18 protein-coding genes are annotated in these 21234 nt (G+C 69.4%); 15 read left to right on the forward strand and 3 right to left on the reverse strand.

The window, feature by feature from the left end:
* The first annotated feature begins 82 nt into the window (after positions 1–82).
* From rbfA to DDE23_RS07860, 4 genes are read left to right on the forward strand one after another with little or no spacing between them, the layout of a single operon-like run.
* Positions 83–499 carry a 30S ribosome-binding factor RbfA gene (rbfA, locus tag DDE23_RS07845; RefSeq protein ID WP_107751626.1) on the forward strand — a complete coding sequence of 139 codons (417 nt, stop codon included), beginning with the start codon at positions 83–85 and terminating at the stop codon, positions 497–499.
* The gene (locus tag DDE23_RS07850; RefSeq protein WP_107751417.1) at positions 489–1220 is read left to right on the forward strand and encodes a phosphodiester glycosidase family protein; all 732 of its coding nucleotides are present in this window, start codon (positions 489–491) and stop codon (positions 1218–1220) included. Before rbfA ends, DDE23_RS07850 begins: the two co-directional genes overlap by 11 nt.
* A 54-nt stretch (positions 1221–1274) precedes the next feature.
* Positions 1275–2711, forward strand: coding sequence for a protein adenylyltransferase SelO (locus tag DDE23_RS07855; RefSeq protein WP_192883715.1), 1437 nt, complete (start codon positions 1275–1277; stop codon positions 2709–2711).
* 35 nt (positions 2712–2746) lie between these two features.
* Complete coding sequence (locus DDE23_RS07860) at positions 2747–3091, forward strand: dihydrodipicolinate reductase (protein WP_107751419.1); 345 nt, start codon at positions 2747–2749, stop codon at positions 3089–3091.
* A gap of 29 nt (positions 3092–3120) precedes the next feature.
* On the opposite strand, the gene DDE23_RS07865 is transcribed toward DDE23_RS07860, so the two are convergent.
* Positions 3121–3312: a DUF1674 domain-containing protein gene (locus DDE23_RS07865; protein ID WP_107751420.1), complete on the reverse strand. Its 192-nt coding sequence runs from the start codon at positions 3310–3312 to the stop codon at positions 3121–3123.
* 76 nt (positions 3313–3388) lie between these two features.
* Between DDE23_RS07865 and DDE23_RS07870 the strand changes: the two genes are divergently transcribed.
* From DDE23_RS07870 to DDE23_RS07910, 9 genes are all read left to right on the forward strand, one after another.
* Positions 3389–4612 (forward strand): RsmB/NOP family class I SAM-dependent RNA methyltransferase, encoded by a 1224-nt coding sequence (locus DDE23_RS07870; RefSeq protein ID WP_107751421.1) that lies wholly within the window; start codon positions 3389–3391, stop codon positions 4610–4612.
* A 37-nt stretch (positions 4613–4649) separates the two neighbouring features.
* On the forward strand, positions 4650–6416 hold the full coding sequence (locus DDE23_RS07875) for a heparinase II/III family protein (RefSeq protein ID WP_107751422.1): 1767 nt from the start codon (positions 4650–4652) through the stop codon (positions 6414–6416).
* A 14-nt stretch (positions 6417–6430) separates the two neighbouring features.
* Positions 6431–8014 (forward strand): bifunctional phosphoribosylaminoimidazolecarboxamide formyltransferase/IMP cyclohydrolase, encoded by a 1584-nt coding sequence (purH, locus tag DDE23_RS07880; protein WP_107751423.1) that lies wholly within the window; start codon positions 6431–6433, stop codon positions 8012–8014.
* Between the two features lie 4 nt (positions 8015–8018).
* Positions 8019–8510 carry a signal peptidase II gene (lspA, locus tag DDE23_RS07885; RefSeq protein ID WP_107751424.1) on the forward strand — a complete coding sequence of 164 codons (492 nt, stop codon included), beginning with the start codon at positions 8019–8021 and terminating at the stop codon, positions 8508–8510.
* 36 nt (positions 8511–8546) lie between these two features.
* Complete coding sequence (locus tag DDE23_RS07890) at positions 8547–9080, forward strand: DUF3035 domain-containing protein (protein WP_107751425.1); 534 nt, start codon at positions 8547–8549, stop codon at positions 9078–9080.
* Between the two features lie 132 nt (positions 9081–9212).
* Positions 9213–10544 carry a M16 family metallopeptidase gene (locus DDE23_RS07895; RefSeq protein ID WP_107751426.1) on the forward strand — a complete coding sequence of 444 codons (1332 nt, stop codon included), beginning with the start codon at positions 9213–9215 and terminating at the stop codon, positions 10542–10544.
* A complete protein-coding gene (locus DDE23_RS07900) occupies positions 10544–11866 on the forward strand; it encodes a M16 family metallopeptidase (protein ID WP_107751427.1) in 1323 nt (440 codons plus the stop codon). The genes DDE23_RS07895 and DDE23_RS07900 overlap by 1 nt, the downstream gene beginning before the upstream one ends.
* Positions 11867–11905: 39 nt before the next feature.
* Positions 11906–13735: a DNA mismatch repair endonuclease MutL gene (gene mutL, locus DDE23_RS07905; RefSeq protein WP_107751428.1), complete on the forward strand. Its 1830-nt coding sequence runs from the start codon at positions 11906–11908 to the stop codon at positions 13733–13735.
* Complete coding sequence (locus tag DDE23_RS07910; RefSeq protein WP_107751429.1) at positions 13732–14880, forward strand: DNA recombination protein RmuC; 1149 nt, start codon at positions 13732–13734, stop codon at positions 14878–14880. Before mutL ends, DDE23_RS07910 begins: the two co-directional genes overlap by 4 nt.
* Positions 14881–15052: 172 nt before the next feature.
* Here the strand turns inward: DDE23_RS07910 and DDE23_RS07915 are convergent, their stop codons facing one another.
* Both DDE23_RS07915 and deoC read right to left on the reverse strand, forming a co-directional pair.
* The gene (locus DDE23_RS07915) at positions 15053–17350 is read right to left on the reverse strand and encodes an aldehyde dehydrogenase family protein (protein ID WP_107751430.1); all 2298 of its coding nucleotides are present in this window, start codon (positions 17348–17350) and stop codon (positions 15053–15055) included.
* A 7-nt stretch (positions 17351–17357) separates the two neighbouring features.
* Positions 17358–18308 (reverse strand): deoxyribose-phosphate aldolase, encoded by a 951-nt coding sequence (gene deoC, locus DDE23_RS07920; protein WP_107751431.1) that lies wholly within the window; start codon positions 18306–18308, stop codon positions 17358–17360.
* 179 nt (positions 18309–18487) lie between these two features.
* On the opposite strand from deoC, the gene DDE23_RS07925 reads away from it, so the two are divergent.
* Together DDE23_RS07925 and DDE23_RS07930 are read left to right on the forward strand one after the other, a co-directional pair.
* Positions 18488–19576, forward strand: coding sequence for an ABC transporter ATP-binding protein (locus DDE23_RS07925; protein WP_202863232.1), 1089 nt, complete (start codon positions 18488–18490; stop codon positions 19574–19576).
* Positions 19577–19647: 71 nt separating this feature from the next.
* The gene (locus DDE23_RS07930) at positions 19648–21066 is read left to right on the forward strand and encodes a lytic murein transglycosylase (RefSeq protein WP_107751432.1); all 1419 of its coding nucleotides are present in this window, start codon (positions 19648–19650) and stop codon (positions 21064–21066) included.
* The last annotated feature ends 168 nt before the right edge of the window (positions 21067–21234 follow it).

Raw genomic sequence — 21234 nt, forward strand, 5'->3', positions numbered from 1 at the left:
CCTGTGTTCGCCCCTCCATATCCTGCGTCAAGGGACAGGAAAACCGCTTTCCGCGCCCGGTTTCTTGCCCTAGATGGAGGGCATGTGCGCAAAACGTTTCTCTCAGGGATCGGGTCCCACCCAGCGGCAGCTTCGCGTCGCCGAGGTCATCCGCCACCGTCTGGCCGAAGTGCTGGCGCGGGGTGATATCCATGATCCCGACCTGTCGCGGCTGGTCATCACCGTGTCCGAGGTGACCACCTCGCCCGACCTCAAGCACGCCACGGCCTATATCATGCCCCTGGGCGGCGAAGGGGCCGAGGAGGCGCTGAAGGCGCTGCGCCGGTCCAAGGCGGAACTGCGCCATCATGTGGCGCGCGATCTGGGGCTGAAATACGCGCCCGATCTGAAGTTCGAACTGGACGCCACCTTCGACCGCATGGATGACGCGCGGCGCATCTTCAACGATCCCCGCGTGCAGGCCGATGTCGCCGCCCGGGACGAGGACGATGAGGAATAGCCTCGCCGTCGCGCTGGGACTGGTTCTGGCCGGTCCCGCCTCGGCCGAATGCCGCGACATGGCATTCGAAGCGCTCAGCTTCTCTGTCTGCGAAGTCACGGCCGATCAGGATCTGCGGCTTTTCCTCGACGATGCCGAGGGTCAGCGCTTCGGCTCCTTCGCCCGGATCGACGCCGCGCTGAACGCCGAAGGCGCGCATCTGGTCTTCGCCATGAATGCCGGCATGTACCACCCCGACCGCGCCCCCGTGGGCCTTTACGTCGAGGAGGGCGAGCGCCGCGCCGGGCTGGTCACGCGCGAGGGGCCGGGCAATTTCGGCCTGCTGCCCAATGGTGTCTTCTGCTTCGGGGACGGCACCCTTGCAGTGATCGAAAGCCGCCGCTTCGCCGAGGAGGCGCCCGCCTGCCGCTTCGCCACGCAATCGGGGCCGATGCTGGTGATCGACGGCGCGTTGCATCCGCGCTTCCTGCCCGACAGCGACTCGCTGAACCTCAGGAACGGGGTCGGCGTCAGCGCCGACGGGCAGACGGCTTTCTTCGTCATCTCGGACCAGCCGGTCACCTTCCACCGCTTCGCCCGCTTCTTCCGCGACGAACTGGGCGTGCCCGATGCGCTCTATTTCGACGGCCGGATCTCGCGGCTTTACGCGCCGGAACTGGGCCGCGACGATTGGGGCGTGCCGATGGGGCCGGTGGTCGGTCTGGTCGCGCCCGGCAGCTGAGGGGGTTCCCCCGGGCGCCGGGATGCCTATCTGGAGGGGCAGAGGTGCCCCATGCTGACCATTCCCTTCGACAATTCCTATGCCCGCGATCTTGAGGGCATGTATCTGCCGTTCCAGGGCGCCGTCGCGCCGGAACCGGCCTTGGTCTGGCTGAACGAGGGGCTGGCGGCCGAGCTGGGCCTCGATCCCTTGGCGCTGCGGGAACCGGCGGGCCTCGCCATGCTGACCGGCGGCGCCATGCCCGAAGGCGCCTCGCCCCTGGCCATGGCCTATGCCGGGCACCAGTTCGGCGGCTTCTCGCCGCAGCTGGGCGACGGGCGGGCCATGCTGGTGGGCGAGGTGATCGACCGGCAGGGGCAGCGGCGCGACCTCCATCTGAAGGGCTCGGGCCGGACGCCCTTTTCGCGCGGCGGCGACGGCAAGGCGGCTTTGGGGCCAGTCCTGCGCGAGGTGATCCTGGGTGAGGCGATGCAGGGCCTTGGCATCCCCACCACCCGGGCGCTGTCGGCCGTGACGACGGGCGAGACGGTGTGGCGCGACGGCACGGGGCTGCAAGGCGCGGTGCTGGCCCGGGTCGCGTCCAGCCATCTGCGGGTGGGGACCTTCCAGTTCTTCTATGCCCGGCGGGAAACCGCCCGGCTGCGGCTGCTGGCCGATTATGCCATCGCCCGGCATGACCCGGATCTGAGCGGCACGCCGGATCGTTACCTCGCCTTCCTGCACCGGGTCATTGCCCGGCAGATGGCGCTGGTGGCCGGGTGGGTCTCGGTCGGGTTCGTGCATGGGGTGATGAACACCGACAACATGACGATCTCGGGCGAGACCATCGACTATGGCCCCTGCGCCTTCATCGACGCGCATGATCCGGCGGCGGTGTTTTCCTCGATCGACGCGCAGGGCCGCTATGCCTATGGCAACCAGCCGCTGCTGGCGCGCTGGAACCTGGCCCGGCTGGCAGAGACGCTGCTGCCGCTGATTGCCGAGAACCCGGACGAGGCGCTGCCGGAATTGCAGGCGGTGATCGAAGGGGCCGAGGGGCTCTACGCCGCCGAACGCCGCAAGCGGTTCGGGGCGAAACTGGGGGTCACGGGCGCGGACGACGCGCTGATCGACGGGTTCCTCGACATGCTGACGGCGCAGGGGGCGGATTTCACCGGCGCCTTCCGGGCGCTGTCGGAGGTCGCCCGGGGCAACCGGCTGCCGCTGGGGGCGCTGATCGGGCGCGATCCACGGCTGGAGGGCTGGCTGGCGGAATGGGACAGCCGCCGCGACCGGACGCCTGAGGCGATGGAGGCGGTGAACCCGCTCTACATCCCGCGCAACCACCGGGTGGAGGAGGCGCTGGCCGCAGCACAGACAGGCGATCTGGCCCCGATGCAGCGGCTGATGGAGGCGCTGGCCACGCCCTGTGCCGCGCGGCCCGGTTTCGAGGATCTGGAGGGCCCTGCACCGGCGGGATTCGGCGATTACGTCACTTTCTGCGGCACCTGACGAAACCAATCCGGCCCCTGCTGCGTAGGAGGGGCATGCGCTCGATCCTGACCCTTGTCCTGATCCTGATCCCCGGCCTCGCACCGGCCTTCGAGCCGGTGCGCGACGGCGGCCAGTTCCGCCACCTGATCGAAGGGCATGCGCTGACCCGGCTGGGGATCCGGCTTGAGGTGCGGGCGGATGGCCAGATCACCGGGCGCGGCATGGGCCGGCCGGTCAGCGGCGAATGGCAATGGCGGGACGGGTATTTCTGCCGGACGCTGTTTTGGGGCGACACGGATCTGGGCGCCGATTGTCAGGCGGTACTGCGGGACGGCGACGAATTGCGCTTCGTCACCGAACGCGGCGCGGGGATCCATGCGGATTTCCGGCTGCGGTGAGGGATGGGCGAATCGCCCATCCTACGGGCTCAGAAATCGACCGCGATGCCCTTCTTCTCCCAATCGCCATAGCGCACGGGCTCAGGCCCGTTGCGGCCACCCAGTTTCTTGGGCAGGGTCGCGGCCTCGGCTTCGGCCTTCTGGCGGCGTTCCTCGGCCTCGGCCAGGGCGCGTCGGGCGGCCGGTGGCAGGTCGGAGGCGGGCAGGTCGGAGGCGGACATCGGCTTTCCTCTCGTCGGTGGGCGGGATAAGGGCTAGGTAGCCCCCTGCCCCAAGCGAAACAAGCCCGAGGACCCGATGTCGCCCAGCCAAGACCCGCGCCGCATGGCTGCCACGCTGGTGGCGGGCGTCGTCGGCGGCGCCATGCTGCCCGAGGTGCCGCTGCCGCCCGCAGACCCCGCCGACCGGGCCCGCGCCCAGCGGCTGGCGCTGGCCACCCTGCGCAATTTCGCCCGCACCCAGGCAGTGCTGGCGCCGCTGATGGCCCGCGAACCGGCGCCTCTGGTGATGGCGGCGCTCAGGGTCGCCACGGTCGAGCTGCTGGAACTGGGCGAGGCGCCGCATGGCGTGGTCAGCGCCACGGTGAACGGGCTGAAGGCCGACCGCCAGACCGCCCGCGCCGCCGGACTGGCCAATGCCGTGCTGCGCCGGGTCGCTGGGGTCGAGGGCTGGGCCGATCTGCCGGTGCAGCCGCTGCCCGGCTGGCTGCGCCGCCGGTTGCGGGGGCTCTGGGGCGAGGAGGTCGTCAAGGCCATCGAGGCCGCGCATCACCGGACCCCGCCGCTGGACCTGAGCCTCAAGCCCGGCAAGACCGCGCCCGAGGGGGCCGAGCCCGTCGCATCCTCGTGGCGGTTGCCGGCCGGGGTGCAGGTCAGCGCCCTGCCCGGCTTTGCCGAGGGCGATTGGTGGATTCAGGACGCCGCCGCCGCCCTGCCCGCGACGCTGCTGGCGGTGCAACCCGGCGAGACGGTGCTGGACCTCTGCGCCGCGCCCGGGGGCAAGACGATGCAGCTGGCGGCCCGGGGCGCCGAGGTCACGGCGCTCGACCTCAGCGCGCCGCGGCTGAAACGGCTGTCCGAGAACCTCGCCCGCACCGGCCTCTCCGCCCGGATCGTCACGGCCGATGCGCTGGACTGGAGCCCGGAGGCGCCGGTCGATGCCGTGCTTCTGGACGCGCCCTGTTCGGCCACCGGCACGATCCGCCGTCACCCCGACCTGCCCTTCGTGCGCAAACCCGCCGATGTGGAGGCGCTGACCGCCTTGCAGGGGCAGCTTCTGGACCGGGCGCTGGGCTTCCTCAGACCCGGCGGGCGGCTGGTCTATTGCACCTGCTCGCTTCTGCCCGAGGAGGGCGAGGCGCAGGTCTCCGCCGCGCTGCAACGCCATCCCGGCCTGACCGCCGGGACCCCGGCCCTGCCCCTGGGTCGCGCCACGCCCGAGGGTGGCTGGCGCCTGCGCCCCGACGATCACGAAGGGGGCATCGACGGCTTCTACATGGCGCTCCTCCGCCAGAGAGGATGACAGAAGCCGCCCTTGGCGCTATGCCCGAGGGAAAAGAATGGTGAGGGCCATGGAGCAGGGCTGGAGCGCGCGCAAGACACGGTGGGGCAACCGCCTTGCCGCGCGTGCGGTGCGCTCGGCGCCCCCGGCGGGCGGCTTCGTGTCGATGCCGGAACCCCGCACCGTGGGCTTTTACGCCAAGGGCCGGCAACTGGCGCAGGGCAATTTCCTGCTGGCCGGGCATATGGTGGAAACGCTGGCGCCCTGGGATGTGGAGCCCCCCTCGCAGGGCTTTGCGGCCGAGTTGCACGGCATGGCCTGGCTCGACCATCTGGCGGCCAATGGCGACCGCGAGGCGCGGCTCAAGGCGCAGGCCTGGGTCAGCGACTGGATCCAGCGCTTCGGCATGGGCGACGGCCCGGGCTGGACGCCGGATGTGACCGGCCGAAGGGTGCTGCGCTGGCTGCATCACGCGGTGTTCCTGACCGTGGGCCGCGAGGCCGAGGAGAACCAGCCCTTCTTCGCCGCGCTGGGCCGGCAGACCGCCTTCCTGGCCCGCCGCTGGCGCCATGCCACCCCCGGCCTGCCCCGGTTCGAGGCGCTGACCGGCCTCCTTTACGCCGCCTTCGCCCTGATCGGGATGGAGCCGCACCGCGGCGAGGCGGTGAGCGCCCTGACCCGCGCCTGCACCGACGACATCGCCGCCGACGGCGGCCTTGCCAGCCGCAATCCCGAGGATCTGCTGGAGACCTTCACCCTGCTGACCTGGGCGCTGCGGGCGCTGGAGGATGCCGGGGCACCGATCCCCCCGGCGCTGGAAACCGCGCTGGGCCGGATCGCGCCCTGCCTCAGGACGCTCAGACACGCCGATGGCGGGCTCTGCCGTTTCCATGGCGGGGGCCGGGGGATGGAGGGGCGGCTGGAACACGCGCTGTCCATCGCCGCTGTGCCGGTCCGCCCCAACCGGACGCTGGCCATGGGCTATGCCCGGCTCGAAGGCGGGCGGACGACGGTGCTGGTCGACGCTGCCGCTCCGCCCGGCGGACCCTCGGCGCGGCAGGCGCATGCCTCGATGCTGGCGTTTGAACTGACCTCGAACCGGCGGCCCCTGGTGGTCAGCTCAGGCTCGGGCGTGCCGTTCGGGCCGGAATGGGAAAAGGCCGGGCGCGCCACCAATTCGCATTCGACCCTCTCGCTCGACGGCTTCTCCTCGGCCCGCTTCGGCCGCATCTCGCGCCCCGAGGAAGGCGGCGCGCCCTTGGTCGAGGGGCCCTCGCTGGTCACCCAGCACCGCTCGGACGAGCGCGACGGATCGTCGCTGCTGCTCAGCCACGACGGCTATGTGCCGACCCATGGTCTGACGCATATCCGCACGCTGAGCATGGGGCGCGACGGGCGGGTGCTGCTGGGCGAGGATACGCTGGCCGCGCTGGAACCGGCCCATCGCAAGACCTTCGAGGCGGTGCTGATGCGCGGCAAAATGCGCGGCGTTTCCTATGCCTTGCGCTTTCATCTGCATCCCGATGCCGATGCGTCCCTTGATATGAACGGCAGCGCCGTGTCGGTGGCGCTGCCCTCGGGCGAGATCTGGGTCTTCCGATTCGACGGCGCCGGGCGGCTGTCGCTGGAGCCCTCGGTCTATCTGGAAAAGGGGCGGCTGGCGCCCCGGCCCTGCCAGCAGGTGGTCATCCGGGGCGTGATCCTGGACGATAGCGCGCAGATAAACTGGACACTCGCCAAGGCACGCGATACCCCGCTCGCGATTCGCGACATCGGCCGCGACGACGACCTGGCCCTGCCGCGTGACCTGTTCGCCCTGGATTGAGGAAGCCCTCCGAAATGACCGATCTTGTCCCCGTCAAACGCGCCCTTCTTTCGGTTTCCGACAAGGGCGGCCTGATCGAACTGGGCCAGGCGCTCGCCGCCAAGGGCGTTGACCTCGTATCCACCGGCGGCACCGCCAAGGCGCTGCGCGAGGCGGGGCTGGCGGTGAAGGACGTGGCCGATCTGACCGGTTTCCCCGAGATGATGGACGGGCGCGTCAAGACGCTGCATCCGATGGTCCATGGCGGGCTGCTGGCCCTGCGCGAGGATGCGGGGCATCTGGCCTCCATGGCCGACCACGGGATCCTGCCGATCGACCTGCTGGTCGTGAACCTCTACCCGTTCGAGGCCACTGTCGCGAAGGGCGGCGATTACGACGATTGCGTGGAGAACATCGACATCGGCGGCCCGGCCATGCTGCGCGCCGCCGCCAAGAACCACGCCTATGTCACCGTGATTACCGACCCCGAGGATTACGCACCCCTTCTGGCGCAACTGGAACAGGGCGGCACCACGCTGCGTTTCCGGCAGGAATGCGCGGCGAACACCTATGCCCGGACCGCGGCCTATGACGCGGCAGTTTCGGCGTGGTTCGCGAAGACGCTGGAAACCCCGGCGCCGCGCCGCCGTGCCTTTGCCGGCACGCTGGCCCAGACCCTGCGCTACGGCGAGAACCCGCATCAATCGGCGGCCTTCTATACCGATGGCACCGGCCGCCCGGGCGTGGCCACCGCCGTGCAGCATCAGGGCAAGGAACTGTCCTACAACAACATCAACGACACCGACGCGGCTTTCGAGCTGGTGGCGGAATTCGACCCCTCCGAAGGCGCCGCCTGCGCCATCATCAAGCACGCCAACCCCTGCGGCGTGGCGAAGGGCAAGACCCTGCTCGAGGCCTACAAGGCCGCGTTTGACTGCGACCGGACCTCGGCCTTCGGCGGCATCGTGGCGCTGAACCGGCCGCTCGATGCCGAGACCGCGCAGGAGATCACCGGCATCTTCACCGAGGTCGTCATCGCCCCCGGCGCCTCGGACGAGGCGAAAGCCATCTTCGCCGCCAAGAAGAACCTGCGCCTCTTGACCACCGAGGGGCTGCCGGATGTGCGCGACGGCGGGCTGACCTTCCGCCAGGTCGCCGGCGGGTTCCTGGTGCAGGACAAGGACAACGGCTTTGTCGGGCTGGACGATCTGAAGGTCGTGACGAAGAAGGCGCCGACGCCTGAGCAGATGGCCGACCTGCTGCTCGCGTGGAAGATCGCCAAGCACGTCAAGTCGAACGCCATCGTCTATGTCAAGGACGGCGCCACGGTCGGCGTCGGCGCGGGCCAGATGAGCCGGGTCGATTCGGCCCTGATCGCCGCCAAGAAGGCCGAACGCATGGCCGAGGCGCTGGGCCTGCCCCAGCCCCTGACCATCGGCTCGGCGGTGGCCTCGGACGCGTTCTTCCCCTTCCCCGACGGGCTGATGGAAGCGGCGGCCGCGGGCGCGACCTGCGTCATCCAGCCCGGCGGCTCGATGCGCGACGCCGAGGTGATCGCCGCCGCCGACGAGGCCGGGCTCGCCATGGTCTTCACCGGCATGCGCCATTTCCGGCATTGATCGCATGCGGCTGACCTTTATCACCGCCCTCGTCACCCTCTTGGCCGACCAGATCCTGAAATGGCTCGTGGTCGTCGGCCTGAACCTGCGCGAAATCCTGCTGATCGAGGTCTGGCCGCCCTATCTGACCCTGTCCATGGCCTGGAACCGGGGCGTCAATTTCGGCCTTTTCGCCGATGAGTCGCCGGTCCTGCGCTGGGCGCTGATCGTGCTGCCGGTGGTGGTGACGGTCTGGGTCTGGCGCTGGGTCCGACGCGAGGGCGGCAGCCCCCTGATGCGGGCCTCGGCCGGACTTTTGATCGGCGGCGCGCTGGGCAATGCCATCGACCGGCTGGTCTGGGGCGCGGTTGCGGATTTCCTCAACGTTTCCTGCTGCGGCTTCACCAACCCCTGGGCCTTCAACGTGGCCGATATTGCCATCTTCGTGGGCGCCTTCGGGCTGATCCTCGCCGCGGGGGGAAAAACGCCCCGTGACGACCGCGCCAGCATGGGCTAAGACAGGGCAACTTTCCTGCCGCTGTCCGAGACCGGGATGACCCTTCTTCGCCTCTGCACCCTTGCCACGATCGGCGCCCTGGCCTTGGGCGCCTGCTCGCGCAATGGCGACGTGCCCTTGCTGATGAACGCCTCGGCCCGGCAGGATTCGCCTGACGAATTCTCGGTCCTGCCGACGCAGCCGCTGCAGGCACCGCCCGATTTCAGCTCGCTGCCGACACCGACGCCGGGGGGCTCGAACCTTGTCGATCCCGATCCGCGCGCGTCGGTCGTGGCGGCGCTGGGCGGCCGGGTCTCGGCCGAACGCACCGGCAGCGTGCCCGCCGCCGATGCCGGGCTGCTGGCCTATGCCGGGCGCAACGGGGTCACCCCCGATATCCGCACCACGCTGGCGGTCGAGGACGAGGACGTCCGCCGTCAGGGCGGCGGCCGCATCCTGGAGCGGATGTTCAACACCAACCTCTACCGCCGCGCCTATGAGGAGCAGATCCTCGACCCGCAGGCGGAATTGCAGCGCTGGCGGGCCCGGGGCGTTCGCACCCCGGCCGCGCCGCCGCCGCCGCAGAACTGAGCGCCCCGAGACGCTTCGCGACACGCTTCCCGACACGGCCCCCGACACTGAGGCTTCACAAACGCGGCACACCCCGTTGCGCCGCGCCTGTGCCGCGGTCATTCTGCCCCGACTGACCGCGGAGCCCTTTTCATGTTCGTTGCCAAGCGCCTGATCGCCGCCACTTTCGTCTGGGCTGCGAGCGCCCTTGCCGCCGCCGCCGAAGATCCCCAGCTCTTTACCCTCGACAACGGCATGCAGGTGGTGGTGGTCGAGGATCACCGCGCCCCGGTCGTCGTGCAGATGGTCTGGTATCGGGTCGGCGCCGCGGATGATCCCGCCGGGCATTCCGGCATTGCCCATTTCCTCGAACATCTGATGTTCAAGGCGACCGACAGCATGGAGGAAGGCGAATTCGACGCCGTGGTGCAGGCCAATGGCGGCAGCCACAACGCCTTTACCAGCTGGGATTACACCGCCTATCACCAGCGCGTCGCCGCCGACCGTCTGCCGATCATGATGCAGATGGAGGCCGACCGCATGGTCAACCTGCGCCTCGACCGGTCCGACTGGCTGCCTGAGCGTGACGTGATCCTGCGCGAACGCGGGCAGACGCTGGAATCCAGCCCCGACCGGGTGTTCGGCGAACAGATGCGCGCCGCGCTTTACCAAAACAGCCCCTACGGCCGCCCGATCATCGGCTGGCGCCACGAGATGGAGCAGCTGACCGGCGATATCGCCACCGATTTCTACCGCGTCCATTACGCGCCGAACAACGCCATCCTGGTGGTGGCGGGCGATGTCGAGGCCGAGGAGGTTCTGGCGCTGGCCAACCAGTATTACGGCCCGATTCCCGCCGTCACCGACATGCCCGAACGGTTCCGCCCGCAGGAGCCGCCGCAGCTGGCTGAACGGCGGCTCGTGATGCGCGACGCGCGCGTCGGCCAGCCCTATGTCAACCGCCTCTATCTGGCGCCGAACCGCCGCCCGGGCGATCAGCACGAGGCCGCGGCCTTCGAGGTGCTGGCGGCGATCCTAGGCGGATCCTCGCAGACCTCGGTGCTGGAACGCCGCCTGACCTATGACGAGGGGATCGCGATCAGCGCCTGGGCCGGTTACAGCGGCGACGCGCTGGACAGCGGCACCTTCTCGCTGGGGATCATGCCGGCCGAAGGCGTGACGCTGGAAGCGGCCGAGGCCGCGCTGGACCGCGTGCTGGCCGATTTCATCGAGACCGGCGTCGACATGGACCAGCTGGAGCGCGTGCGGATGCAGATCCGCGCCGCGGCGATCTATGAACAGGATGACACCGCTGACCGGGCGAACACGCTGGGCGCCGATCTGGTGCTGGGGTTGAGTCTGCAAGACAGCGAGGATTGGCTGTCGATCCTCGAATCGGTGACGCCCGAGGAGGTGCTCGCCGCCGCGCGCAGGCTCGATCGCCGCGCCTCGGTCACCGGCTGGTTGATGGGAGCGGAAGAGTGATGCGTTTCAACCGTCTGATCGGCGCCGCGCTGGCGCTTGCCCTGTCCTTCGCCGCCCCGGCGCTGGCCATCGACATCGAGGACGTGACCTCGCCCGCCGGGCACGAGGCCTGGCTGGTCGAGGAGCATTCGATCCCCTTCGTCTCCATCGAGGTGATCTTCACCGGCGGCGCCTCGCTCGATCCCGAGGGCAAGGCGGGCGCGGTGTCGCTGATGACCGCGCTGCTGACCGAGGGCGCGGGCGATCTGGACGCGCAGGGCTATGCCGCCGCGCTGGAGGCCCTCGCCGGTTCGGTCAGTTTCGACGCCGGGCGCGATTCCGTCTCGATGACCATCCGCGCGCTGAGCGAGAACCGCGATCAGGTCATCGACCTGGCGCTGATGGCCCTGACCGATGCGCAATTCAGCCACATGAGCCTGGACCGGGTGCGGGCGCAGACCATCGCCTCGCTCGAACGCGCGGCGCGCAACCCCAGCACCATCGCGCAAGAGACCTATTCGCGGCTGGGCTACGCCGGGCATCCCTATGCCACGCCCACCGACGGCACCGCCGCCACGGTGGGGGCGCTGACGCTGGATGACATTCTGGCCGCCCATCGCGCCGCCTTCACCAGCGACCGGATCGTGGTCGGCGCCGCGGGCGATATCACCGGGCCGGAACTGGCCGCGATCATCGACCGCATCGCGCAGGATCTGCCGGCGGCCGAACGCCCGCTGCCCGAATACCGGGTCTATGACGCGGCGCCCGGCGTGACCGTGGTCCCCTTCGACGGGCCGCAATCGGTCATCCAGTTCGGCCATGGCGGCATGGACGCCGACGACCCCGATTTCATGGCGGCCTTCGTCATGAACGAGATCTTCGGCGGCGGCGGCTTCAACTCGCGCCTGATGGCCGAGATCCGCGAGGCGCGCGGCCTGACCTACGGGATCTATACCTCGCTTGCCTCGTCGCGCTTCGGGGACAGCTATGTCGGCCGCTTCTCGACCGGCAACGAAACCGCGGCCGAGGCGATCGAGCTGGTGCGCGAGCAGTTCCAATGGCTGGCCGATGGCGGCATCACGCAGGAGGATCTGGAACGCATCCAGACCTATATGACCGGCGCCTATCCGCTCAGGTTCGACGGCAACGAATCCATCGCCCGGATCCTCGCCTCGATGCAGTTTCAGGGCTATCCGCTGAACTACGTCAACATCCGCAACGATCTGGTCCGCGCCGTCACGCTGGAGGATATCCAGCGCGTCGCCCAGCGTCTGGCCCAGCCCGAGGCGCTGCATTTCGTGGTGGTCGGCCAGCCCGCGGGCGTCGAGTCCACGACGCCGTGACGCTTTAACGGGGCCGGGCTTCATGCTATGCCTAGTGGCATGCAAGCAGCCCGCCCCAAGATAAGCCAAGCCCTTCCCGTCATTCGTCAATTGGACGATGCCGCCGCGAATCGCATCGCGGCGGGCGAAGTGGTGGAACGGCCGGCCTCGGCCGTGAAGGAACTGGTGGAGAACGCGCTCGACGCGGGCGCCACCCGGGTGCGGGTCGATTACGCGGGCGGTGGCAAGGTGCTGATCCGGGTGACGGATGACGGCCACGGCATGACGCCCGCCGATCTGCCGCTGGCGCTGAGCCGCCACGCCACCTCGAAGATCGACGGCTCGGATCTCTTGGACATCCACACCTTCGGTTTCCGGGGCGAGGCGCTGCCCTCCCTCGGCGCCGTCGGGCGGCTGACCATCACCAGCCGGGCCGAGGGGCATGAGGGGGCCGAGATCACCGTGACCGGCGGCCAGATCGGCCCCGTCCGCCCCGCCGCACTGAACCGCGGCACGCAGGTGGAACTGCGCGACCTGTTCTTCGCCACGCCCGCGCGGCTGAAGTTCCTGCGCACCGACCGGGCCGAGGCACAGGCCATCGCCGAGGTGATGCGCAAGCTGGCCATGGCCGAGCCCTTCGTCGGCTTCACCCTCTATGACGTGGACGGCCAGCGCGAGATCCTGCGGGTCGATGCCGAACAGGGCGAGTTGTTCGACGCGCTCGGCGCCCGCCTCGGCCGGTTGATGGGCCGCGACTTCGTGGAGAACGCCATCCGGCTGGATCTGGAGCGGGACGCCTTCCGCCTGACCGGCTTTGCCGCGCTGCCGACCTATTCGCGGGGCTCGGCCGTGGCGCAGCACCTCTTCGTCAACGGCCGTCCGGTGCGGGACAAGCTGCTGATCGGTGCCCTGCGCGCCGCCTATATGGATGTGCTGTCGCGCGACCGGCACCCGGCGGCGGTGCTGTTTCTGGATTGCGACCCGCATCTGGTCGATGTGAACGTCCACCCCGCCAAGGCCGAGGTCCGGTTCCGCGATTCCGCTCTGGTGCGCGGCATGGTGGTCAGCGGGCTGCGCCACGCGCTGGCCGGGGCCGGGCACCGGGCCTCGGGCACCGTGGCCGATGAGACGCTGGCGGCGATGCGGCCCGAACCCGTGGCGCCGCGCGTCTACCAGATGGATTTCGCAAGCCGCCCCAGCCTTGGCGCGCTGCGCCACGCCTATGCCGCGCAGGCCCCGGCCGAGGCCCTCCACGAAGCCCCCGCGCCTTTCACCTCTGCCCGGGTCGAGCCCGAACAGGGCCCGGTCGAAACCCCGCTGGGTGCCGCCCGCGCGCAGCTGCATGAAAACTACATCATCGCCCAGACCAAGGACGGGATCGTCATCGTCGACCAGCACGCGGCGCATGAGCGGCTGGTCTATGAGCGGCTGAAGGCACAGGTCGCCGAACACGGCGTCACCGCGCAGGCGCTGCTGATCCCCGAGATCATCACCCTGTCCATCAGCGACGCCCAGCGCCTGCTGGACCATGCCGGGGACCTGGCGACGCTGGGTCTGGTGCTGGAACCCTTCGGCGAGGGCACGGTCGCCGTCCGCGAAACCCCCGCCGCGCTGGGCAATTGCGACGCGCGGGGGCTGGTGCTGGATATCCTCGATGAACTCGCTGACCTCGGGTCCTCGCAGAAGCTGGGCGCGCGGATTGATGCCGTCCTCAGCCGGATGGCCTGCCACGGCTCCATCCGCTCGGGCCGCCAGATGCGGGCCGAGGAGATGAACGCGCTTCTGCGCGAGATGGAGGCGACGCCGCTGTCCGGGCAGTGCAACCACGGGCGGCCGACTTACGTTGAGCTGAAACTCTCGGATATCGAGAAGCTGTTCGGCCGGCGATGACCCTCGATCTATCCGATCCCTGGGTTCTGGCGGCGGGCGGCGCCGGGTTCCTCGTCCTCCTCCTGCTGCTGATTCTCCATGCCGCGCTGAAATCCGCGCGCATCGCCGCGCCGATCGCCGGGCAGATGGCGCAGCTGGGTCAGCGGGTGCAGGCGCTTAGCGACGGCCAGCAGCATCTGGCGGGCGGGCTGCACCATGTGTCCGACGCGCAAGCCCGGGCGCAGACGCAGATGCTGGGGCTGATGGAGCAGCGGCTGGCGGACGTAGCCGACACGATGGGCGAGGCGCTGGAAGGCAGCGCCGTCCGCACCGCGCGCAGCCTCGGCGACCTGCACGCGCGGCTGGAGGCGATCGACAAGGCGCAGGCGAATATCGAGAAGCTGTCGGGCGATGTGCTGTCCCTGCAGGACATCCTGTCGAACAAGCAGACCCGCGGCGCCTTTGGCGAGATCCAGCTGCATGACATCGTGGCGCAGGCGCTGCCGTCCGACAGCTACACGATGCAGGCGACGCTCTCGAACGGGAAGCGCGCCGATTGTCTGGTGCATCTGCCCAAGCCCCCCGGCCCCATCGCCATCGACGCCAAATTCCCGCTGGAACCCTACGAGGCCCTACGCGCGGCCGAGACCGAGGGCGAAAAGCAGGAGGCCCGGCGGATGATGCGCGCCGCGATCCGCCACCACATGCGGGCCATCGCCGAGAAATACATTCTCGAGGGCGAGACGGCCGAGGGGGCGCTGATGTTCCTGCCCTCGGAGGCGGTCTATGCCGAACTGCACGCCAACTTCCCCGATCTGGTGCGCGAGGGCTTCGGGCTCAGGGTTTGGGTCGTCTCGCCCACCACCTGCATGGCGACGCTCAACACCATGCGGGCGGTGCTGAAGGACGCGCGGATGAAGGAACAGGCGGGGGCGATCCGGCGGGAGCTGGCGATGCTCTGCCGCGATCTGGACCTGCTGGGCGGGCGGGTCGAGAACCTCGACCGGCACTTCGCGCAGGCGACAAAGGACGTGGCCGAGATCCGCACCTCGGCCGACCGCGCCACGCGCCGCGCGCGGCGGCTCGACAATTTCGACTTCGAGGAGGTGGCGCCCGAGAGCCCGCCGCAACGCCTGACCGACCGGCAGCCCGAACGGCTGGGCTGAACCCGCGCAGCGAAAAGGGCCGGGGAGCGAACCCCGACCCCTTTGCCTTCCGAAGTTTCCCAACCCGGAATGCCCCCGCCGCCCGGCCCCAACCGCCAGACGACAAGGGATCTTCAAATGGGGGACGGGCGGGGATGGACCCCGCCCTGGCATCGCCGATGCTGGAAGGGTGTTACGCCCCGTAAGGCACCCAGACCGTCTTGACCTGCACGGACCGCCGCAGGAACTCCCGCGATTGTCCGGCCGGTCCCGTCCAGTCGCGCATTCGCGACTCGGCCCAGACGGGTTTGAGGTTGCCGGCCGAAAAGGCCTCGGCCTTGCGGCAGAGGTCGGGGTCGGCAAAGACCCAGAGCGCCGCCACGTCGTCGTGTTTCGCCAGCGTCTCGGCCAGTTCCCCGCGCGGGCCGGTGACGATGTTGACCACGCCCCCCGGCACGTCCGAGGTATCCAGCACCTGATAGAGGTCCAGCGCCGGGACCGGATTGGATTGCGAGGCCACGGCCACGACCCGGTTGCCCATGGCGATGGCGGGCAGGACGGTCGAGACGAAACCCAGAAGCGGCGCTTCCTCAGGGCAGACAATGCCCATGACGCCGAAGGGTTCCTTCATCGCCAGGGTGACGTTGGGGCCGGTGGTGGAATGGACCTTGCCGTCGTACTTGTCGGCCCAGGCCGCCCAGTAGAACGCGCGTTCCACGGCCTGCGCGACCTCATCCTTCGGCGCGAAGTCTTTGGCGCGGGCGCTCAGGTTCTCGGCCAGGAAATAGAGGACCTGCGCGCGGTTGTGGCCGGTGACCTTGGACCAGCCCTTGGCCCCATGCGCCGCCTCGACCGCGTTGCGGATGTCCTTGCGGCCGCCCAGCGGCACCTGCGCGCCCGCCACGGCATAGGAATAGCCGCCATCGGGCCGCTTCTGCGCCCCGCCGATATAGAGCTTGCGGGTACGGTCCACGGCATCGCCCGAGGCCTCGCCCGGCAGGGCCGAGACGGCGGCGGGGGCCTTGCGTTCCTTGCCACTGGCCTCGTCCGAGGTCAGGTAGGCCAGCATCCCCTCGCGCGCGCCCTCACGGCCAAAGCCCGATTCGCGCATCCCGCCGAAGGGGGCGTTGGCGTCGAACATGTTGGTGCCGTTGATCCAGACGACGCCCGCCTTGACCTGCGCGGCAATGTCCAGCGCGGTCGTCAGGTTTTCCGACCAGATCGAGGCCGCGAGGCCGTAGCGGGTGTTGTTGGCCAGTTCCACCGCCTCACCGGGGGTGCGGAAGGTCATCAGCGTGACGACGGGGCCGAAGATCTCCTCGGTATTGGCGATGTTGGCGGCGCCCAGATCGGTCAGCAGCATCGGCGGGCAGAAGGATCCCGGACCGTTCGGCACCGGCGCCTGATGCAGGATCGCGCCCTGTTGCACGGCCTGATCGACCAGCCCCCGGATGCGTTCAAGCTGCGTGGTGTGAACCACGGCGCCGACATCGGTAGACTTGTCCAGCGGATCGCCGACGCGCAGCTTCGCCATGCGGGCTTTCAGCCTGGCGGTGAAGGTCTCGGCCACCTGCTCCTGCACCAGAATGCGCGATCCCGCGCAACAGACCTCGCCCTGGTTGAACCAGATCGCGTCCACCACGCCCTCGACCGCCGCATCCAGATCGGCCTCGGCGAAGACGATGAACGGCGACTTGCCGCCCAGTTCCAGCGTCAGCGCCTTGCCGGTCCCGGCGGTCTGCTGGCGGATCAGGCGGCCCACTTCGGTCGAGCCGGTGAAGGCGATCTTGTCCACGTCCGAGGCGACCAGCGCCGCCCCCGTCCGCCCGTCGCCGGTGACGATGTTGACCACGCCTTTGGGCAGCCCGGCCTCGACGCAGAGTTCCGCGAAAAGGAGCGCGGTAAGCGGCGTGAATTCGGCGGGTTTCAGGACCACCGTGTTGCCTGCGGCCAAGGCGGGCGCGACCTTCCACGCCAGCATCAGCAGGGGGAAGTTCCACGGGATGATCTGCCCGCAGACGCCATGCGGCCGCATCCCCGGGAATTCGTCGGCCAGCAGCTCGGCCCAGCCGGCGTGGTGATAGAAATGGCGCACCGCCAGCGGCACGTCGATGTCGCGCGATTCGCGGATCGGCTTGCCGTTGTCCAGCGTCTCCAGCACCGCGAACAGCCGCTCGCGCTTCTGCATCAGCCGGGCCAGCGCATAGAGATGCCGCGCCCGCTGCCCGCCGGACAGCTTCGCCCAGCCCTTGGCGGCGGACCGCGCGGCCTTCACCGCCTCGGCCACGTCGGCCTCGGACCCCTGCGCGACCTGCGCCAGCTCCGCCCCGGTGGCGGGGTTGGTGACGGCGAAACTCTCGCCCGGTTTGGTGAAGGCACCGTTGATGAAATGCCCGAAGGCGCGGCCTTTCAGCCAGTCCATGGCGATGGCGGCGGATTCGGGGGCGGGACCGTAGTCCATCATGGCGAGGGCTTCCGTGACTGTGGGCATGGCGACCTCAGGCGATGGCGTGGCGGTGCGAGGCGGCATAGCGCCCGGTGACATGGTGTTCCAGCTGGCGCTCGATATCGCCCAGCATGGACGAGGCGCCGAAGCGGAAGAGGTCGGGCTCCAGCCAGTCGCGGCCCAGCTCCTCCTTCATCAGGATCTGCCAGGACAAAGCGTCCTTGCCGGTCTTCATGCCGCCCGCAGGTTTGAAGCCGATCTTCACCCCGGTCCGGTCGCCGTAATCGCGCAAGGCCCGCACCATGGTCAGCGACACCGGGATCGTGGCATTGACGCCCTCTTTCCCGGTCGAGGTCTTGATGAAATCGGCCCCCGCCTGCATCGCGACCATGGACGCCGCATAGACATTCGACAGGGTGACCAGATCGCCGGTCGCCAGAATCGCCTTCATATGCGCCGCGCCCGAGGCTTCGCGCATCGCCGCGACCTCGTCGTAAAGCGCGTTCCACTCGCCCTGAAAGACATGGGCGCGGGTGATGACGATGTCGATCTCGTCGGCGCCCTGATCGGCGGCATAGCGGATCTCGGCCAGCCGCAGGTCCAAGGGCATCAGCCCCGCCGGGAACCCCGTCGCGACCGAGGCCACCGGGATCCCGCTGTTCGACAGCGCGCGCTTGGCCGCGCCCACCATGGTCGGATAGACGCAGACCGCGCCGGTCTTCGGCATCTCGGCCAGTCCCAGCCCCTCGGCAATCGAATCGGCCAGCGGGCGGCGGGCCTTGGCGCAGAGCCGCGCCACCCGGTCCTCGGTATCGTCGCCGGCCAGCGTCGTCAGATCCATGCAGCGAATGGCATTGACCAGCCAAGCCGCCTGATGTTCCTTCTTCACACTGCGCCGCGCCAGCAGGCTGGCCGCCCGACGCTCGGCAGCGGGGCGGTTGACCTGAACGCGGTCGAACCAGTCTTTCGTCAGCGGCATTCCGGGGTTGCGGTCGTGCGTCATGGGGGGAATCCGGGCTCGGGGAGAAGCGACACTATGGCATGCTCCGGGTAGCACACAATTCCCTTTTGACCAAACGGTCAAATTACCTCACGTCGCAAGCGACACCGCGCCCGGCCAAAGAAAATTGACATTCCCGCGACCCGGGAATACCCAAGCGCAACGGTTGGGATTGCCGAAAAATGACCGAACTGCCCAAGACCCTGACCTTCCGCATGCCGGCCGACGCCTCGCCTCTGGGCTTCCGCCAGCGCCCGGCCAAGCCGCTGCTGGAGGTCGACCGCCTGCGCAAGACCTTCTCCCATGCCGGGGCGGCGGCGGTCGAGCGCGTGTCTCTGGCACTGGGCGAAGGTGAGTTGCTGGCGCTCCTCGGCCCCTCGGGCTGCGGCAAGACCACAACGCTGAGGATGATCGGCGGCTTCGAGGACCCGGACGAGGGCTCGGTCGCCTTCGAGGGTCGCGACATCACCCATCTGCCGCCCGAAGCCCGCGGCATCGGCTTCGTCTTTCAGGATTACGCCCTGTTCCCGCATCTGAGCGTGCTGGACAACGTGAAATTCGGCCTGCGCAAACTGCCCCGCGCCCAAGCCCAGGCCCGGGCCGAGGAAATGCTGCGTCTGGTCGGGCTGGCCGATCTGGGCAAACGCCGACCGCATCAGCTGTCGGGCGGGCAACAGCAGCGCGTGGCGCTGGCGCGCGCGCTGGCGGTGGCGCCGAAGCTGATCCTGCTGGACGAGCCCTTTTCCAACCTCGACGCCAAGATGCGGGTCGAGACGCGGCAGGAAGTGCGCAAGCTGCTGAAGGAAACCGGCTCGGCCGGGATTCTGGTCACGCATGACCAGGAGGAAGCGCTGGCGCTGGCCGACCGGATCGCGGTGATGGATGCGGGCCGGGTGGTGCAGATGGGCACGCCCGATGAGATCTACCGCAACCCGGTCAGCGAATTCGTGGCGAATTTCATCGGCCGGTCGAACATCCTGACTGGCACGGCGAACGGCATGAACGTGCAGACCGCCTTCGGCAATCTGCCGATGAGCCGCGCCGCGAATGGCGCGGTGACGCTGGCGGTACGCCCGGAACAGATCATGCTGGACGCCGACCCCAACGGCGCGGCGATCATCACCGGACGGGAATTCCGCGGCCATGACCAGATCTATTGGGTGCAGGAAGGCGACGATTGCCTGATCGTCATCTCCGGCCCCGGCCAGCAGCATGCCATCGGCACGCGGGTGACGATGCGGATCTGCGATTGCGTGGTTCCGCTCACCTGAACACGCCGTTCTTTCCCGCTTAACGCGATTGCGGTAGACTTCTGTCAAAACAAGGACAGAGCAGGCTTTCCATGGATCTCCGCGCCGGATTCCTCTGGCTGTGCGCCGCATGCCTCCTCCCGATCGACGCGGGCGCCAATGTCGATCGCTCGCCGCGCCCGCACAGCCGCCCGGTTTCGGGCGGCAGCGTCCTCACGCCGCCGACCCGCGCCGCCACCCCGATCGAGGGCGATGAGCGCGAGACGACGCGCGCGCTGGCCCGCGGCGCGGTGCTGACCGGGCTTGCTCCGGCCGTCAGCCAGCGCCCGCAGGCCCGGCCCGTTGCGCTGGCCCGCGCCACAAGGGCCAGCGCGCCGGTCATCACCGCCTCGGGCAATGCCCAGTTCGACCGCTGGCTGGCCGGGTTCCGCAGCCGTGCGCGTCAGGCGGGGATCTCCGAGCCGGTGCTCAACGCCTCGCTCAACGGCATCCGCCCGAACAGTGAGATCCTCCAGCGCGAGGCGCATCAGCCCGAATTCAGCCGCCCGATCTGGGAATACCTCGACAGCGCCGTGTCGCAGACCCGCATCGCCAATGGCCAGCGCGCCCTGCGCGAACACCGGCGCCTGCTGGACGAGATCGAGGCCCGCTACAACGTCGACCGCGAGGTGGTGGTGGCGGTCTGGGGGCTGGAAAGCTCCTTCGGCACGCTCAGGGGCCGCACGGCGATCATCCCGGCGCTGGCCACGCTCGCCATGTCCTCGCGCCGCGCGGATTTCTACGAGGAACAGCTGATCGGCGCGCTGCGCATCATCCAGTCGGGCGACGTGGACCCCAGCCACATGGTCGGCTCCTGGGCCGGCGCCATGGGGCATACGCAATTCATCCCGACCAGCTACCTCGCCTATGCGGTGGATTTCCGCGGCGACGGGCGGCGCGACATCTGGTCGGACGACCCGACCGATTCGCTCGCTTCGACCGCCGCCTATCTCGCCAGCCACGGCTGGCAGCGCGGCCAGCCCTGGGGGGTCGAGGTGGTGATCCCCCGCAATTTCAACCCGCGCCTCGCCAACACCAGCCGCAGCGTCGGCGAATGGCGCCAATTGGGGGTCGAACCGCAGCGCGGCGCCACCCTGCCCCGCTCGGGCGAGGCGACGCTCCTGTTCCCGGCCGGCTCGCGCGGGCCCGCGATCCTCGCCTTCCAGAACTTCCGCACCATCAAGCGCTACAACAACGCCGATGCCTATGCGATCGCCATCGGCCATCTGGCCGACCGGCTGCGCGGCGGCGGCGGCTTCGTCGGCACCTGGCCGCGCGACGACCGCCCGCTCAGCCGGACCGAGCGCGAGGAACTGCAACGCATCCTCGCCCGGGCGGGCCATTACGACGGCACCATCGACGGCCGCGTCGGCCAGGGCACGCTCAGCGCGGTGCGCGACTGGCAGGCCCAGAACGGCCTGCCGCCCGACGGCTATGTCTCGCTCGCGCTCCTGCAAAGGATGAGGCGGTAAGGCAAAGCCCCACCGCCCCATCTTTGTTCCGGAAATATCCTCGGGGGTTCCTCAAGGGGGTGGAAAACCCCCTTGAGCGGGGGGTGCGGGGGTGAGCGGCGTCTCTGAAACGCGCCAGTGGCGCGTTTCAGCCGCGAACGCCGCGCGGCCGGACCTTGCCCCCCGCTT

The organism is Pararhodobacter aggregans (assembly GCF_003075525.1).
In the GTDB taxonomy this organism is placed as follows: Bacteria; Pseudomonadota; Alphaproteobacteria; order Rhodobacterales; family Rhodobacteraceae; genus Pararhodobacter; species Pararhodobacter aggregans.

Coding starts and splice junctions, on each gene's coding strand:
- rbfA (WP_107751626.1), top strand. CDS start 83: ATGTGCGCAAAACGTTTCTCTCAGGGATCGGGTCCCACCCAGCGGCAG.
- DDE23_RS07850 (WP_107751417.1), top strand. CDS start 489: ATGAGGAATAGCCTCGCCGTCGCGCTGGGACTGGTTCTGGCCGGTCCC.
- DDE23_RS07860 (WP_107751419.1), top strand. CDS start 2,747: ATGCGCTCGATCCTGACCCTTGTCCTGATCCTGATCCCCGGCCTCGCA.
- DDE23_RS07865 (WP_107751420.1), bottom strand. CDS start 3,312: ATGTCCGCCTCCGACCTGCCCGCCTCCGACCTGCCACCGGCCGCCCGA.
- DDE23_RS07870 (WP_107751421.1), top strand. CDS start 3,389: ATGTCGCCCAGCCAAGACCCGCGCCGCATGGCTGCCACGCTGGTGGCG.
- DDE23_RS07875 (WP_107751422.1), top strand. CDS start 4,650: ATGGTGAGGGCCATGGAGCAGGGCTGGAGCGCGCGCAAGACACGGTGG.
- purH (WP_107751423.1), top strand. CDS start 6,431: ATGACCGATCTTGTCCCCGTCAAACGCGCCCTTCTTTCGGTTTCCGAC.
- lspA (WP_107751424.1), top strand. CDS start 8,019: ATGCGGCTGACCTTTATCACCGCCCTCGTCACCCTCTTGGCCGACCAG.
- DDE23_RS07890 (WP_107751425.1), top strand. CDS start 8,547: ATGACCCTTCTTCGCCTCTGCACCCTTGCCACGATCGGCGCCCTGGCC.
- DDE23_RS07895 (WP_107751426.1), top strand. CDS start 9,213: ATGTTCGTTGCCAAGCGCCTGATCGCCGCCACTTTCGTCTGGGCTGCG.
- DDE23_RS07900 (WP_107751427.1), top strand. CDS start 10,544: ATGCGTTTCAACCGTCTGATCGGCGCCGCGCTGGCGCTTGCCCTGTCC.
- mutL (WP_107751428.1), top strand. CDS start 11,906: ATGCAAGCAGCCCGCCCCAAGATAAGCCAAGCCCTTCCCGTCATTCGT.
- DDE23_RS07910 (WP_107751429.1), top strand. CDS start 13,732: ATGACCCTCGATCTATCCGATCCCTGGGTTCTGGCGGCGGGCGGCGCC.
- DDE23_RS07915 (WP_107751430.1), bottom strand. CDS start 17,350: ATGCCCACAGTCACGGAAGCCCTCGCCATGATGGACTACGGTCCCGCC.
- deoC (WP_107751431.1), bottom strand. CDS start 18,308: ATGACGCACGACCGCAACCCCGGAATGCCGCTGACGAAAGACTGGTTC.
- DDE23_RS07925 (WP_202863232.1), top strand. CDS start 18,488: ATGACCGAACTGCCCAAGACCCTGACCTTCCGCATGCCGGCCGACGCC.
- DDE23_RS07930 (WP_107751432.1), top strand. CDS start 19,648: ATGGATCTCCGCGCCGGATTCCTCTGGCTGTGCGCCGCATGCCTCCTC.